The organism is Streptomyces sp. NPDC044704 (assembly GCF_056433525.1).
In genome coordinates, this window is record NZ_JBWKGY010000001.1 from 181,150 (window position 1) to 194,526 (window position 13,377).

The window sequence follows — 13,377 nt, forward strand, 5'->3', positions numbered from 1 at the left end:
ACCGGCCGTGCACACGTACCCCACACGCTCACCCCTCAGGGAGCCAGACCATGCCATCAGCCCGACCGAGAGCGACCCGCCCCAGCCGGATCCGGCACACCGCGGCAGCCTGCCTCGCGGCGGCCGCGGTACTCGTCACCAGTGCGTGCAGCGGCACCGCGGGCCCCGCGGAGGAACCCGCCACCGCCTTCCGGATCACGGACCGCACGCCCGCCGCCACCGCAGCCGTGGACTCCTTCACCTGGTCGACCTTCGCCGAACCGGCGACCATCGACTACGCCTACTCGTTCGACTACCCGCCCAACCAGATCCTCGCCAACGTCTGCGAGGGCCTGCTCCGCTGGAACCCGGACCTGACGACCTCCCCGAACCTCGCCACCTCGTACGCCAACCCCACCCCCACCACCTGGGTCTACCAGATCCGCCCCGGCGTCCGTTTCCACGACGGGACCGAGCTCACCGCGGACGACGTCGTCGCCTCGCTGCGCCGCAACCTCGACCCGCAGGTCGCCTCCGTCTGGGCCTACCCCTTCAGGAACGTCACCTCCGTCGACCGGACCGGCCCCCTGGAGGTGACCGTCACCCTGTCCCAGCCGGACTCCACCTTCAACAAGTACCTCGCGGCCAGCCCTGGCACGGTGGAATCCGCCGCCACCCTCGCCAAGTCCGGCAAGGACTACGGGAACCCGCGGACCGGGGTGAACTGCACCGGCCCCTTCTCCTTCGGCTCCTGGACCTCCGGCCAGTCGCTCACCCTCAAGCGCTTCGACGGCTACTGGAACCAGGACCTCAAGGCGAAGTCCGGCGAGGTCAAGTTCGTCTTCCTGACCGACGCGACGACCCGCGTCAACGCCTTCCAGAGCGGCGAGGTCGACGGCGGCTGGATGGTCCCGCCGAACTCGTACGCCCAACTCGGCTCGACCCGGGCCGGAACGCTCTACTTCGGCCGCAACACCACCGTCGCCCAGGAGGTGGTCGGCAACCTCAAGGGACCCCTCGGTGACGTCCGCGTCCGCCGGGCCCTCCTCATGGCCATCGACCGCAAGGGCATCGTCAAGGCCGGAGCCGGCGGGGCCGGGGAGGTCGCCGACTCCCTCGTCACCGACAACATGTGGAACGAGGCGCCCGCCGCGGCCCGCGAGGCCCTCCTGAAGGACCTGCAAAAATACCCCTACGATCCGGCCGGGGCCAAGGCGCTCGCCGCCGAGGCCGGGGTCTCCGGGCAGAAGGTCGTGATCGCCACCAGCCCGCTCGACTCCCAGACGACCATCATCACCCAGGCCGTCGCCCAGGCCGCCACGGCCATCGGACTCACCCCGCAGATCGACAGCGTCTCCGCCGAGAAGTACTCGACGCTGTTCACCGACCCGGCCGCCCGCGAGGGCATCGACCTGTTCCTCACCTTCTGGTACACCTCGATCACCGACCCGCTCGACATGTACGGCTCCCTGCGCACCGGCGCGTTCAGCAACTACGGCGGCTGGTCCGAGCCCGCCTTCGACGCCGCCGTGGACCGGGCCGTCGCCGCCCACGACCCGGCCGAACACGCGGCCGCCAACGCCGAGGCCCAGCGGATCGCCCTGCGCGAACTGCCCTGGCTGCCGCTCTACACCCAGCCCGTCAGCGTCTTCCTCGGCAAGCGCATCACCGGCGTCCAGCCCTCCATCGCCTACCTCTACTACCCGTGGGCCGCCGAGATCGGGGCCAGGGGATGACGGGCAAGGCCGCCGCCGCGGCGGTGTCGGCCCGTGCCGGACGGGTCCTGCGCAAACTGGCCGGCATGGCCGCCACCCTGTGGGTGACCTCCTTCCTGGTGTTCTCCTCCCTCTACCTCGCCCCCGGGGACCCCGCGAGCTTCCTGGTCCGGGGCCGCAGCCCCGGCCCGGAGCAACTCGCCGAGATCCGCCGCCAGTACGGCTTCGACGAGCCCTTCCCGGTCCGCTACTGGAACTGGCTCGAAGGCGTCCTGCGCGGGGACTTCGGCCGCTCCCACCTCTTCCACCAGGACGTGGCGGCGGTGATCTGGTCGCGGCTGCCCGCGTCCCTGCTCCTGGTGTCCACCGCGGCCCTGATGATCGCCGTCGCGGGCGTCGGTGCGGGCGTCGTCGGAGCCCTGCGCCGCGGCACCCGCACCGACCGGGCGCTGATGCTGGCGGTCACCGTCGGGGCGGCCGCACCCGCCTTCGTCGTCGCCCTGCTGCTGCGCTCCGTCCTGGGCGTGCGCCTGGGCTGGTTCCCGACGATCGGCAACGGCGCCGGCCCCTGGGACCGGCTGCACCACGTGCTCCTGCCGGCCCTCGCCCTGTCGGTGACCTTCATGGCCCTCGTGACCCGCGTGACGCGCTCCGCCATGCTCGACGAACTGCGCCGCGAACACGTCGAGGTCGCCCTCAGCCGGGGGACGCCCCGCCGGACCGTCATCCGCCGGCACGTCCTGCGCAACGCGCTCGGACCGATCGTCACCGTCTCCGCGCTCCTGGTCTCGGGGATGCTCGTGAGCACCGCGATCGTGGAGACCGCCTTCGGGATGTCCGGCGTGGGCTCCCTGCTCGTGCAGTCGGTCGACCAGCTGGACTTCCAGGTCGTCCAGGCGATCGTGCTGCTGGTCGTGGCCGCGTTCGTCGTGGTCAACGCCCTCGTCGACCTGCTCCACCCCCTGATCGATCCGCGTACGGCGGCGGCGGGGAGCGCCCGGTGAAGACACCCGCCCCCCACCTCGCGCCCGCCGCCCCCGGCACGCCGCAGGCCGTCCCGGCCGCGGGCGCCCGCCGCCCCCGGTTCACCCGCCTGCGCGTCCTCGGCGGCAGCCGGCTCCAGCGGGCCTGCCTGCTGATCCTGCTCCTGTTCGTCGCGGTCGCGCTGGCCGCACCCTGGATCGCCCCGCACGACCCGGAGTTCGGCAGCCTCGGCGACACGCTCCTCGGCCCCGGCCCGGGCCACTGGCTGGGCACCGGGCAGGGCGGCCACGACACCCTCTCGGCGCTCCTCGTCGGCGCCCGGACCAGCCTCGTCGGCCCGCTCGCCGTCGTCCTGTTCTCCACCGTCGCGGGCATCGCCGTGGGCCTGTTCACCGCGTGGCGGGGCGGCTGGGCCGACGCCCTCGCCGGCCGGGTCCTCGACGTCGTGTTCGCGTTCCCCGCACTGCTGCTGGCGATCCTCGCGGTCGCCCTCTTCGGCAAGGGGACGACCGCCCCGGTCCTGGCCATGTCCCTCGCCTACATGCCCTACACCGCACGCCTGGTCCGCGGCCTCGCCCTCCAGGAGAAGGCCCGGCCCTACGTCGCGGCCTACCGCGTACAGGGCCACTCCGCGCTCTTCGTGACCGTCCGCGCGATGCTGCCGAACATCGCCCCCACCCTGCTCGCCCAGTCGGCCGTCAACTTCGGCTACGCACTGCTCGACCTCGCCGCCCTCTCCTTCCTCGGACTCGGCGTCCAGCCGCCGACCCCCGACTGGGGCGCGATGATCAACCAGGGGCAGGCCGCCGTCCTCCAGGGACAGCCGCTCTCCGCGATCGTCCCGGCCGTCGCGGTCGTCGTCGTGGTCGTCGCCTTCAACGTCGTCGGGGAGAACCTCGGCGACCAACTCGCGGGGAGGGACTCCCGATGACCCTGCTCCAGTACGAGGACCTGCGCGTCACCCTGCCCGGCACGGCCCGCCCGGTCCTCGACGGCATCCGCCTCCACGTCGGCGCGGGCGAAACCGTCTCCCTGGTCGGCGAATCAGGGTCCGGCAAGTCCGTCACCGCCCGCGCCGCACTCGGCCTGTTCCCCGCCGGCGCCGAGGTCACCGGCCGCGTCCTCGTCGACGGCACCGACCTGGTCGGCGCGGACACCGCGCGCCTGCGCGAGGTGCGCACCGCCAAGGCGGCGATGATCTACCAGGATCCCCGGGCCGCCATCAACCCGGTCCGCCGCGTCGGGGACTTCCTCACCGAATCGCTGCGCCTCGTCCACGGCTGGACCAAGGACCGCGCCCTGACCCGGGCCGCCGAACTCCTCGGCGCGGTCGGCCTGCCCGACCCCGCCCGCCACCTGCGCCAGTACCCGCACGAGCTGTCCGGCGGCATGCTCCAGCGCGTGGTGATCGCCGCCGCGCTCACCGCCGAACCGCGCCTGCTGCTGTGCGACGAACCGACCACCGCCCTCGACGTCAGCACCCAGGCGGAGATCCTCGCCGTCCTGGGCCGCCTCCGGCGAGAACGCGGCCTCGGACTGCTCCTCATCACCCACGACGTCGAACTGGCCGCCTCCGTCAGCGACCGGATCTACGTCATGTACGCGGGCCGGATCGTCGAAACCGCCCCCGTCACCGAGCTGTTCACCGCACCCCGCCACCCCTACACCGCCGGCCTGATCGCCTCCTCGCCACCCCTCGACGGCCACCCGTCCGGCCGCCTCACCCCCATCCCCGGCGCCCCGACGGGCCTGACGGAATCCGCCCCCGGCTGCGCCTTCGCACCCCGCTGCGCCTTCGCCGAGCCCGGCCGCTGCGACCGGTCCGTGCCCGCCCTGCAGGCGCACGGCCCGTCCCGTGCCGCCTGCCACCGCGCCGGCGAACTCACCCTGACCCCGCACGCGCACCAGGAGACCAGGTGACCAGCCCGCCCGCTCCCGCCCTGCTCCAGGTCAACGGCCTGCGCAAGACGTACGGAACCGGTTCCTCGGCCGTCGTCGCCGTCGACGACCTGTCGTTCACCCTGCCCCCCGGCGGAGCGCTCGGCATCGTCGGCGAATCCGGATCCGGCAAGACCACCACGGCCCGGATGCTGATCGGCCTCGAACGCCCCGACGCCGGACGGATCCTCGTACAGGGCCAGCCGCTCGCCCCGTCCGTACGCGGGAAGGCCGCCCGGCTGGCCCGCGCCAAGGCCGTCCAGATCGTCTTCCAGGACCCCTACCTCTCCCTCGACGCCCGGATCACCATCGGCGCGACCCTCGACGGGGTCCTGCGCCTGCACGGATCCCGCGATCCCGCCGCACGGGCGGACCGGGTCCGCGCCCTGCTCGCCCAGGTCGGCCTCGGTGACCGCGAAGCGGCCGCACTGCCCCGCCACCTGTCGGGCGGCCAGCGCCAGCGCGCCGCCATCGCCCGGGCCCTGGCCGTCGAACCGGCCGTCCTCGTCCTCGACGAGGCCGTCTCCGCCCTGGACGTGTCCGTACAGGCGCAGGTGCTGAACCTGCTCACCGACATCAGGCGCGGCACGGGGATCGGCCTCGTCTTCGTCAGCCACGACCTGGCGGTGGTCCGCTACGTCTGCGACGAGGCGCTCGTCATGTACCGGGGCCGGACCATGGAACACCGCCCCGTCGCCGACCTGCTCGGCGACCCCCAGCACCCGTACACCCGGCTCCTGCTGGCGTCCGTACCCCGCCCGGGCTGGGACCCGGACTCCATCAGCCGCCGGCGCCGCGGCCTGGACCTCCGGGCGCCTTGACGGGCGAGGGGGAGCGGCGCCCGTCACCACCGCCGGCCCACCGGAGCGGCGCCCGCGCGGCCCATCACGCCGTGCGGGGCCGCCCGCGGCGGCTCACCATGGGAGGGCGGCCTGCGACGGGAGTGGACGAATGAGTGCCGAACGGTACGAGCTGGTGTTCCCCGACAGCGAGGGACGAGGTCAGGACGTCGTGCTCGTGGACCGGACGGAGGCGAAGGGGCCGGGAGGCCACCCGGTGTACACGGACGCGACCGGCATCGTGCGCGCCGAGATCAGTGACCGGGGCGAGGTCCGCATGCTGGCCACGGGAGCCCAGCAGGCCCCCCTGCGCCGGGTGGTGGCCCGCTCCGTGGAGGAGAACCCCTCCTGACGCCGCCGCCGGGGGTTCGGGCCTCCCCGGTCGCCGGCCGGGCCGTCAGGGTGCGCCCGCCGGGGCGTACCCGCGGGCGACGACCAGGTCCCGGGCCAGTGTCGTGAAGGCGCGGGCGGCGGCGCTCAGGTAGCCGCCGTCGCGCCGGAGCAGGGTGACCGTCCGCGGCGGCAGGGCCGGGACCAGCGGGACCGGGGTCAGCCGGGGATGGTCGTCCGTGACGGCGTCGGGCAGGACGGTGGCCAGACCCGTCCGCCGCACCAGCTCCGTCAGCGCCTGGACGGAGTCCGTCTCGACCGCGACGCGCGGCCGGACCCGGTGGGCGGCGAGGTAGGCGTCGATGTGGGTCCGCGTGGCGAAGTCCCCGCTCAGCAGCGCCAGTCGGAGCTCCGCCAGCCGTGCGACGGGCAGCGGGTCCGGCGGCCCGGCGGGGGCCGGGCCGGCGACGACGAGGCCGAGGGTCTCGGTGTAGAGCGCGGTGGCGGCGATGCCCGGCGGGTGGGGGCCGTCGAAGGCGATGCCGAGGTCGAGGCCGTCGGCCAGCAGCCCGGCCTCGATGCGGTCCTGGGCCAGCTCCCGCACGTCCACGGTGACGCCGGGGTGGGCGGCGTGGAGGGCGGCGAGCAGCGGGCCGAGCAGGTACGCGGTGAAGGTGGGCGTCATCGCCAGCCGCAGGTGGCCGCGGGACAGGTCGGCGACGTCGTGGACGGCGCGCTCGGCGGCCGCGAGGTCCCGCAGCGCGCGGCGCGCGTGCTCGGCGTAGGCCTCGCCCGCGTCGGTGAGGCGCACCGTACGGCCGCCGCGGTCCAGCAGCTGTACCCCCACGGTCCGTTCCAGCTGCTTGATCTGCTGGGAGAGGGTGGGCTGCGAGATCCGCAGCTCCTGCGCGGCGAGGGTGAAGCTGTGGTGCTCGGCGACCGCGAGCAGGTAGCGCAGGTGACGCAGTTCCGGAGCCATGACAACAACTATAGATGCCATCGATGATGTTCATGGATTTTCCGTCTTGGACACTATGACCACAGCTCATGCATGGTGGAACACGTCAGCCCCACGGGGCGGATCCCAACACCGGGGAGTGACCATGCACGGCCTGACCGAGGGCGTCGCGCGTTTCCGGCACGACGTCTTTCCCGCCAAGGCGAAGCTCTTCGCCGATCTGGAGCACCACCACCGCCCGCCCGCCCTCTTCATCGGCTGCTCCGACGCCCGGGTGGTACCCGAACTGATCACCCAGAGCGAACCGGGCGAGCTGTTCGTCATCCGCACGGCGGGCAACCTCGTCCCCGCCCACACCCCGGCTCCGGACGGGGTCGCGGCCAGCATCGAGTACGCCGTCGCCGTCCTCGGCGTCACCGACATCGTGGTGTGCGGGCACTCCGCCTGCGGCGCGATGACCGCCCTCGCCGAACGGCACGACCTCAGCGCCGCACCGGCGGTCGCCGGCTGGCTCCGCCACGCGGACGCCTCCCTGGCCCGCACCGCCGGGGGAGTGGACTCCCTCGTACGGGAGAACGTCCGGGCCCAGCTGGCGAACCTCGCCACCCACCCCTCGGTGGCCCGCGCCCTCGCGGAACGGACCCTCACCCTGCGCGGCTGGGTCTACGACATCCCCACGGGCGCGGTCGAACAGCTCGACACCGCGGACGGCCCGCCCGCCCTCGCCGCCTGAACCCCCACCCGTCCCCCTCCGAAAGGATTCCCTTCCCATGCCGCACGCCCTGTTCGACACCACCGTCCGCCGCGAGCTCGCCGACGCCGCCGTGGCCGCCAAGATCCGCAAGGACCTGACCTGGCGCCAGATCGCCGACGTCACCGGCCTGTCCGTGGCCTTCGTCACCGCCGCCGTACTCGGCCAGCACCCGCTGCCCGAACCCGCCGCCCGGGCCGTCTGCGAACTCCTCGGCCTGGACGACGACGCCGCGCTGTGGCTGCAGACCGTTCCGACCCGCGGCGGCGTCCCCGGCGCCTTCCCCACCGACCCGACCGTCTACCGCTTCCACGAGATGCTCCAGGTCTACGGGACCACCCTCAAGGCCCTCGTCCACGAGGAGTTCGGCGACGGCATCATCAGCGCCATCAACTTCCGGCTGGACGTCAAGAAGGTGGCCGACCCCGACGGCGGCGAGCGCGCCGTCATCACCCTCGACGGCAAGTACCTGCCGACCAAGCCCTTCTAGGCCGCAGGGCGGCTGAGCCGCTGAGCCGCTGAGCCGCAGGGCCGTCAGGTCCGGGCCAGGCAGGTCAGCGCGGCCTCCGTCAGCGCGGTGACCCCGGCCGGGAGCGCCGTGCGGACGTCCGGGGCGAAGTCCGGGGCGTGGTTGGCCGGAAGCGACGCCAGCTTGCCCGCGGCGCCTTCCCCGGGCGCGGCCGCCCAGGCCGCCGGACCGATCGCGCCCAGCATCCAGTAGGCCAGCCGGACCCCCTCGGCGCCGTGCACCTCCCGCCCGGCGTCGCCGAACAGCGCGAAGTCCTCGGTCGCGAGCGACGGCGGCCACATCGCCACCCGCTGCGCACCGAACCGCGCGGTGTGGGCGTCGCGGACCGCCGCAGTCGTCGCCGGATCGGGATGGGTGACGGGAGAGGCGCTCTCACGGACGATCTCCGGCTCCCGCGGGCAGCCCGAGGCGGCGCACTCGGCGCGGACGATCCGCTCGACCCCGGCGGCGGCCCGCGCGAGCGCCGCCTCACCGGCCGCCCGTACCGTGATTCCCAGCTCGGCCCGCTCCGGCACGATCGCGGCGCGCTCGCCCGCCCGGAACGAGCCCACGGTGACGGCCACCTGCTCGGACGGGGCCGCCTCACGGGCCACCACCGTCTGGAGCCGGGTCACCAGGTGCGCGGCGGTCACCACCGGGTCCACCGTCAGGTGCGGGGCCCCCGCGTGCCCGCCGCGGCCGTGGACGACGACCCGGAAGGTGACGCTGCCGGCGGTCACCGGCCCGTACGCGTGCGCGACCATGCCCGCCGGCAGCGGGGCGGAGTGCTGGGCCAGGACGGCGTCCGGGCGGCCGACGCGCTCGTACAGCCCGTCCGCGAGCATCGCCCGCGCACCCTCCAGGGTCTCCTCCGCGGGCTGCCCGACCACGATCAGCGTGCCCCGCCAGTGCGGCGCGTCCGGACCGGCCAGCAGCGAGGCCGTCCCGGCGGCCGCCGCCAGGTGCAGGTCGTGCCCGCAGGCGTGCGCGACCGGGCCCTCGCTCGCGTACGCCAGCCCGGTCGTCTCCCGTACGGGCAGCGCGTCCAGTTCGGCGCGCAGCATCACCGTCGGCCCCGCGCCCCGGCGCAGGACCCCGGCCACCCCGTGGCCGCCGATCCCGCGCGTGGTCTCGTACCCGGCGGACTCCAGCCACCCGGCGAAGGCGCCGGCCGTGCGGACCTCCTCACCCGAGAGCTCCGGGTTGCGGTGCAGGTCCAGGTAGAAGGCGGTCAGCGGCCGCAGGAGCGCGGGCAGTTCCGGGTACGGGGTGGAGACGGTCATGCCGCCCATCCTCGGGCATCGGCTCCGGCCGGGTGCGTCATACCGCTGACACTTCCTGTCAGCGGTATGACAGGAGATGAGCGGGTGATGTGACGTCGCGACCGGCTTTCCTGGAGGAGCACCAGAGAACGACGGTAGCGGTCACCCGTCCGGCGACCGCCCAACCCAAGGAGTCCCCATGCAGAAGTCGCCGCTGGCCTCGCTCGCCGACGAGATCCTGGAGCTGGAGTCGGAGACCTTCGAGATCTCGGACTACTCGGACGCCAGCGAGGTCGTGCTCGCCGGTTCCACGAGCTGCAGCTCCACCTCGACCTGCTCCTCCACCACCAGCACCACCTCCTGCAGCGCCTGACCCGAGCGCGCACACGGATGCCCCGGACCCCACCTGCGCGGGGTCCGGGGCATCCGGCGTACCGGCCCCCTCAGGGGAAGGGGTGCGGCACCATGCGGATCTCCTCCGGCGTCAGATCGCCGTCGCGCAGCCCCGCCCGCCGCGCCGCCGTCCGCAGCCGGGGCATGTACGGGGCCCGCTGGCGCGACCAGCCGAAGTCGATCGGCAGCAGCCCCGGCACGACCGCGCACACCGTCCGCAGCCCCATCGCGCGCTGCTCCGGCGTCGTCTGGTCGACGACGATCACATCGTGTCCGGCACCGGTCAGCTCCCGCACGCACCACAGCAGATCGTCGCGCAGATCACCGCTCACGGGCCGGCCGCCCGCCTCCCACGCCCGGTAGAGCTCCGCCATCGGCTTCACGGCCACCGGTTCGCGGTACGTCCGCACGTGCGGGGCCATCGCCGGCAGCCCGTACAGCTGCGCATGGTCCTTGAGGTGCCTGACGAGCCCGAAGTCCCGGCTCATCGCCTCCAGTTCGCCCCGCCGCTCCGCCACCTGGCCGGGCAGGTGCGGAATGTACGTCAGCACCTCCGACAGCGCCGCCTCCACCGCCGTCCCCGGATCCAGGGCCGCGCCCGCACCGAAGGAGTACAGGCCGGGGCCGCCGTCGCGGCGCACCGCGAGGCCCGTCACCACGGGCACCGCCAGGTCGATCCGGTTGTCGAAGGCGTGGACGTCGTACCCCTGGAGGGCCGCCCGGTCCACCATCATCCGCACCGCCGGCCCCGGTACGGAGGCCAGGTCGATCTCCGTCAGACGCTGGCCGCCGTACCAGGCGAGCAGGAAGGCGTCCCGCTCGATCAGCTCCAGCAGCGCGCCGAGCAGCGCCTCCTCCAGGCAGCTGCCGATCGCGCAGCCGTTGGAGCACTCGAAGACGAAGTTGTCGGAGGCGAGCCCGGCGCTGTAGTAGGCGAGCCGGGCCGGCACCAGCACCGGCCGGTCGTCGCGCAGGGAATGCCCGTACACCCAGGGGATCGGCCGCTCGGGGTCGAACGGCGACACCAGCGGGTCGTCGCGGTAGGTCGCGTCCGGGTAGAACCCGCACTCCGCCGGGTTCAGGGCCCGGTCGCCGAGCTCCGCGTACGAGGCGGTGAGCACCGAGGTGCCGGTGCGCCGGTGGGTTCCGGCGTACCGCTCCAGCCCTTCGAGGAAGGCGAGGTCGCGGCTGGCCGCGAAGCTGTTGGCCTGACCGCTCCACGTGACGTCCGTCAGGCCCGCGTAACCGCGCATGAAGACGCTGCCCGCGACCGGTGCGGTGGTCGGCGAAGTGACGTTGATCCAGGTTCCGCCGCCGAGGACCCCGGTCACCGGATTGGCCAGTGCCGTCCGCGGCATCGGGTACGCGGAGGCCTTGCGCAGCCGCTGCGCGCCCGGGACGGGTGTGGGCCGGGAGACGGGCGTGAAGGGGGCGGGCCCGTCGGTGCCGCCCGGCCCGCAGCCCGGGCACAGCGGATCGGCGGCCAGGGGGTACGTCCGCACCTGGAGGGTTTCCAGGTCCAGGCGGGACACCTGGGGCAGGGCCCGGTCGGCGGCCGCCGGGCCGGGGGCGACGGCGGTGGCCGCGTCGCCGTGGACGGCGGCGTGCAGGGCGAGGGTGGCGTCCAGCGCGTACGGGGACAGCCGGGGCCAGTCCGCGGCGACGGCCGTGACCGGGCCGCTGCCGGTCTCCAGCGCGTCCCGCTCGCTGCGGCTGCGCAGCCGCTGCCAGCGCATGGCCAGGCACTGCCCGCAGGCGGGCGCCGAGCCGTCGCCGCCCCAGGGGCCGATCAGTACGGCCCGGGCCGTGAGGTGGACGGTGGCGGCCGGGCGCACCGCGGCGAAGGGGTCGCGCCCGGCCGGGCCGAGGGCGTCGTGCACGCCCAGGGTGACCACGGGCGCCCCCTGGCCGGAGCCGGCCAGGGCCCCTTCCAGGTGGCGCCGGGCCGTCTCCATCGGGGCCCCGTCGGGGGCCTGGGCCCGTACGGCCCTCAAGGAGGCCGCCGTCATGACGAGTTGCTCCAGCGGAAGGTCTTGAGTCCGATGCCGCCGAACAGCAGGGCGAATCCGAACAGCGCGGCGCAGCCGATGCCGATCGTGGACAGGGAGCCCGAGCCGGTGAGCGCCCCGGTGGCCGCGTCGTTGAGGTAGCGCAGGGGCAGCACCCGCGAGACGCCCTGCAACCAGGACGGCATCATGTCCAGGGGCAGGAAGGAGCCGGACAGGAACGCCATCGGCACCATCATGCAGTTGGCGATCGCGGCGACGGCCTCCGGCGTGTTGGCGTAGGTGCCGACGATCACCCCGATCGCCATGAAGGCCGTGATGCCGAGCACCAGCGCGGGCAGCACCAGCGGCCAGCGCCCGTCCAGCTCCAGGCCGAACCCGGGCAGCATCGCGACGGCGACGAACACCGCGGCCTGCACCACGCCGACCACGAGGGCCAGTACGTACCGCGAGGCGAGCACGGTGGTCAACGGGGTGGGGGTGAGGCGGATCAGCCGCAGCAGGTCGTCGCGCCGCCACTGCATCAGGGTGAAGGCGATCCCGAAGACGGCGGCGTTGGCGACGCCCCAGGACATCACGCCGGGCGCGATGTACGAGATGTAGGGGCGGCCGCTCTCCTCCACGTCCTGACCGCTGAAGATCAGGCCGAAGACGACGAGGAAGAGGAGGGGGAAGGCGAAGGTGAAGAAGAGGGTGGCCTTGTCGCGGACCTGGGCCCGGTAACCGGCGGCGGTCAGTGCCGTGTATGCGCTCATGCCCGGGACTCCGTGGTGGTGTGTGCGGTGGTGTGGCCGGTGAGTTCCAGGTAGACGTCCTCCAGGGTCGCGGTCCGGGTCATCACCCCGTCGAGGCCGGTGAGCGCGTCGACGGCCTGGAGGACCCGGCCGGGCGCGGACGTCTCCAGCACCATCGAGCCGCCCTGCTCGGTGACCCGGTCCACGCCCGGCAGCGCGGCGGCCTCGTCCGGCGCGATCCGGCCGGCGGGGACGAGCAGCCGGGCGGGGGCGCCGGCCGCGGTGACCAGCCGGTGCGGCGAGTCGAGCGCGGCGACCCGGCCGGCGACGAGGATGGCCACCCGGTCGCACAGCGCCTCGGCCTCGTCGAGGTGGTGGGTGGTGTAGACGATGGTGCGGCCCTCGCCCTTGAGGGCGCGCAGCACCTCCCACAGGTCGCGGCGGGCCTGCGGGTCGAGCGCGGCCGTAGGCTCGTCGAGGAAGATCAGCTCCGGGTCGTGGACCAGGGCCGAGGCGATGGCGAGCCGCTGGCGCTGGCCGCCGGAGAGGTTCTCCACCATGACGTTCCGCTGCTCGGTCAGCCCGACCGTCTCCAGCGTGCGGTCGGCGGCGGCCGCGTCCTTGCGGTAGAGCCCGGCGACGGTGGCCAGGTGCTCGCGCGCCGACTGCCGGACGAAGAACGCCGAGGCCTGGGTCTGGACGCCGATGCGCGGCAGCAGGGCGGTGTTGCGGGGCCACGGGCTCTGTCCGAGCACCCGGACGGTGCCGGAGTCGGCCTGGCGCAGGCCCTCGACGATCTCGATGAGGGTGGTCTTCCCCGCGCCGTTGGGGCCGAGCAGGCCGAAGAACTCGCCGCGGCGCACGTCGAGGGAGATCCCGTCCACGGCCTGGCGGTCGCCGTAGCGCTTGCGTACCTCCTGGACGGAGACGGCGGGGGTTTCGGGCGGTGGGGTGCTGTCAGTTGTCATGGGCGGTGCGGT

Annotated in this window: 14 protein-coding genes; 9 read left to right on the forward strand and 5 right to left on the reverse strand. The window is 74.0% G+C overall.

Annotation, left to right across the window (positions count from 1 at the left end; translation table 11 throughout):
* The first annotated feature begins 50 nt into the window (after nt 1–50).
* The 6 genes from AC07B0_RS00805 (at nt 51) to AC07B0_RS00830 (ending at nt 5,807) form a co-directional block, all read left to right on the forward strand.
* Nucleotides 51–1,715: an ABC transporter substrate-binding protein gene (locus AC07B0_RS00805; protein WP_478896048.1), complete on the forward strand. Its 1,665-nt coding sequence runs from the start codon at nt 51–53 to the stop codon at nt 1,713–1,715.
* On the forward strand, nt 1,712–2,698 hold the full coding sequence (locus AC07B0_RS00810) for an ABC transporter permease (RefSeq protein WP_469384233.1): 987 nt from the start codon (nt 1,712–1,714) through the stop codon (nt 2,696–2,698). Before AC07B0_RS00805 ends, AC07B0_RS00810 begins: the two co-directional genes overlap by 4 nt.
* Nucleotides 2,695–3,609 carry an ABC transporter permease gene (locus tag AC07B0_RS00815; protein ID WP_356871867.1) on the forward strand — a complete coding sequence of 305 codons (915 nt, stop codon included), beginning with the start codon at nt 2,695–2,697 and terminating at the stop codon, nt 3,607–3,609. The genes AC07B0_RS00810 and AC07B0_RS00815 overlap by 4 nt, the downstream gene beginning before the upstream one ends.
* On the forward strand, nt 3,606–4,598 hold the full coding sequence (locus AC07B0_RS00820; protein WP_478896051.1) for an ABC transporter ATP-binding protein: 993 nt from the start codon (nt 3,606–3,608) through the stop codon (nt 4,596–4,598). The genes AC07B0_RS00815 and AC07B0_RS00820 overlap by 4 nt, the downstream gene beginning before the upstream one ends.
* Complete coding sequence (locus AC07B0_RS00825) at nt 4,595–5,437, forward strand: ATP-binding cassette domain-containing protein (RefSeq protein ID WP_478896052.1); 843 nt, start codon at nt 4,595–4,597, stop codon at nt 5,435–5,437. The genes AC07B0_RS00820 and AC07B0_RS00825 overlap by 4 nt, the downstream gene beginning before the upstream one ends.
* 130 nt (nt 5,438–5,567) lie before the next feature.
* Entirely contained in the window at nt 5,568–5,807 is a 240-nt protein-coding gene (locus AC07B0_RS00830) for a DUF6296 family protein (RefSeq protein ID WP_356871861.1), read from the forward strand.
* 45 nt (nt 5,808–5,852) lie between these two features.
* On the opposite strand, the gene cynR is transcribed toward AC07B0_RS00830, so the two are convergent.
* The gene (gene cynR / locus AC07B0_RS00835) at nt 5,853–6,764 is read right to left on the reverse strand and encodes a transcriptional regulator CynR (protein ID WP_478896054.1); all 912 of its coding nucleotides are present in this window, start codon (nt 6,762–6,764) and stop codon (nt 5,853–5,855) included.
* A 124-nt stretch (nt 6,765–6,888) separates the two neighbouring features.
* On the opposite strand from cynR, the gene AC07B0_RS00840 reads away from it, so the two are divergent.
* Entirely contained in the window at nt 6,889–7,476 is a 588-nt protein-coding gene (locus AC07B0_RS00840; RefSeq protein WP_478896055.1) for a carbonic anhydrase, read from the forward strand.
* Between the two features lie 37 nt (nt 7,477–7,513).
* Nucleotides 7,514–7,984: a cyanase gene (gene cynS, locus AC07B0_RS00845; RefSeq protein ID WP_356871854.1), complete on the forward strand. Its 471-nt coding sequence runs from the start codon at nt 7,514–7,516 to the stop codon at nt 7,982–7,984.
* A gap of 44 nt (nt 7,985–8,028) precedes the next feature.
* Here the strand turns inward: cynS and AC07B0_RS00850 are convergent, their stop codons facing one another.
* Nucleotides 8,029–9,285 carry an amidohydrolase gene (locus AC07B0_RS00850; protein WP_356871852.1) on the reverse strand — a complete coding sequence of 419 codons (1,257 nt, stop codon included), beginning with the start codon at nt 9,283–9,285 and terminating at the stop codon, nt 8,029–8,031.
* 178 nt (nt 9,286–9,463) lie between these two features.
* Between AC07B0_RS00850 and AC07B0_RS00855 the strand changes: the two genes are divergently transcribed.
* Nucleotides 9,464–9,637 carry a thiazolylpeptide-type bacteriocin gene (locus AC07B0_RS00855; protein ID WP_037917023.1) on the forward strand — a complete coding sequence of 58 codons (174 nt, stop codon included), beginning with the start codon at nt 9,464–9,466 and terminating at the stop codon, nt 9,635–9,637.
* Between the two features lie 70 nt (nt 9,638–9,707).
* Here the strand turns inward: AC07B0_RS00855 and AC07B0_RS00860 are convergent, their stop codons facing one another.
* Genes AC07B0_RS00860 through AC07B0_RS00870 form a run of 3 tightly spaced genes read right to left on the reverse strand, consistent with a single transcriptional unit; the run spans nt 9,708 to nt 13,365 of the window.
* Nucleotides 9,708–11,666: a TOMM precursor leader peptide-binding protein gene (locus AC07B0_RS00860; protein ID WP_478896057.1), complete on the reverse strand. Its 1,959-nt coding sequence runs from the start codon at nt 11,664–11,666 to the stop codon at nt 9,708–9,710.
* Nucleotides 11,663–12,418, reverse strand: a complete 756-nt coding sequence (locus AC07B0_RS00865) for an ABC transporter permease (RefSeq protein ID WP_356871847.1) — start codon at nt 12,416–12,418, stop codon at nt 11,663–11,665. The genes AC07B0_RS00860 and AC07B0_RS00865 overlap by 4 nt, the downstream gene beginning before the upstream one ends.
* The gene (locus AC07B0_RS00870) at nt 12,415–13,365 is read right to left on the reverse strand and encodes an ABC transporter ATP-binding protein (RefSeq protein ID WP_469379068.1); all 951 of its coding nucleotides are present in this window, start codon (nt 13,363–13,365) and stop codon (nt 12,415–12,417) included. The genes AC07B0_RS00865 and AC07B0_RS00870 overlap by 4 nt, the downstream gene beginning before the upstream one ends.
* Nucleotides 13,366–13,377 lie beyond the last annotated feature (12 nt).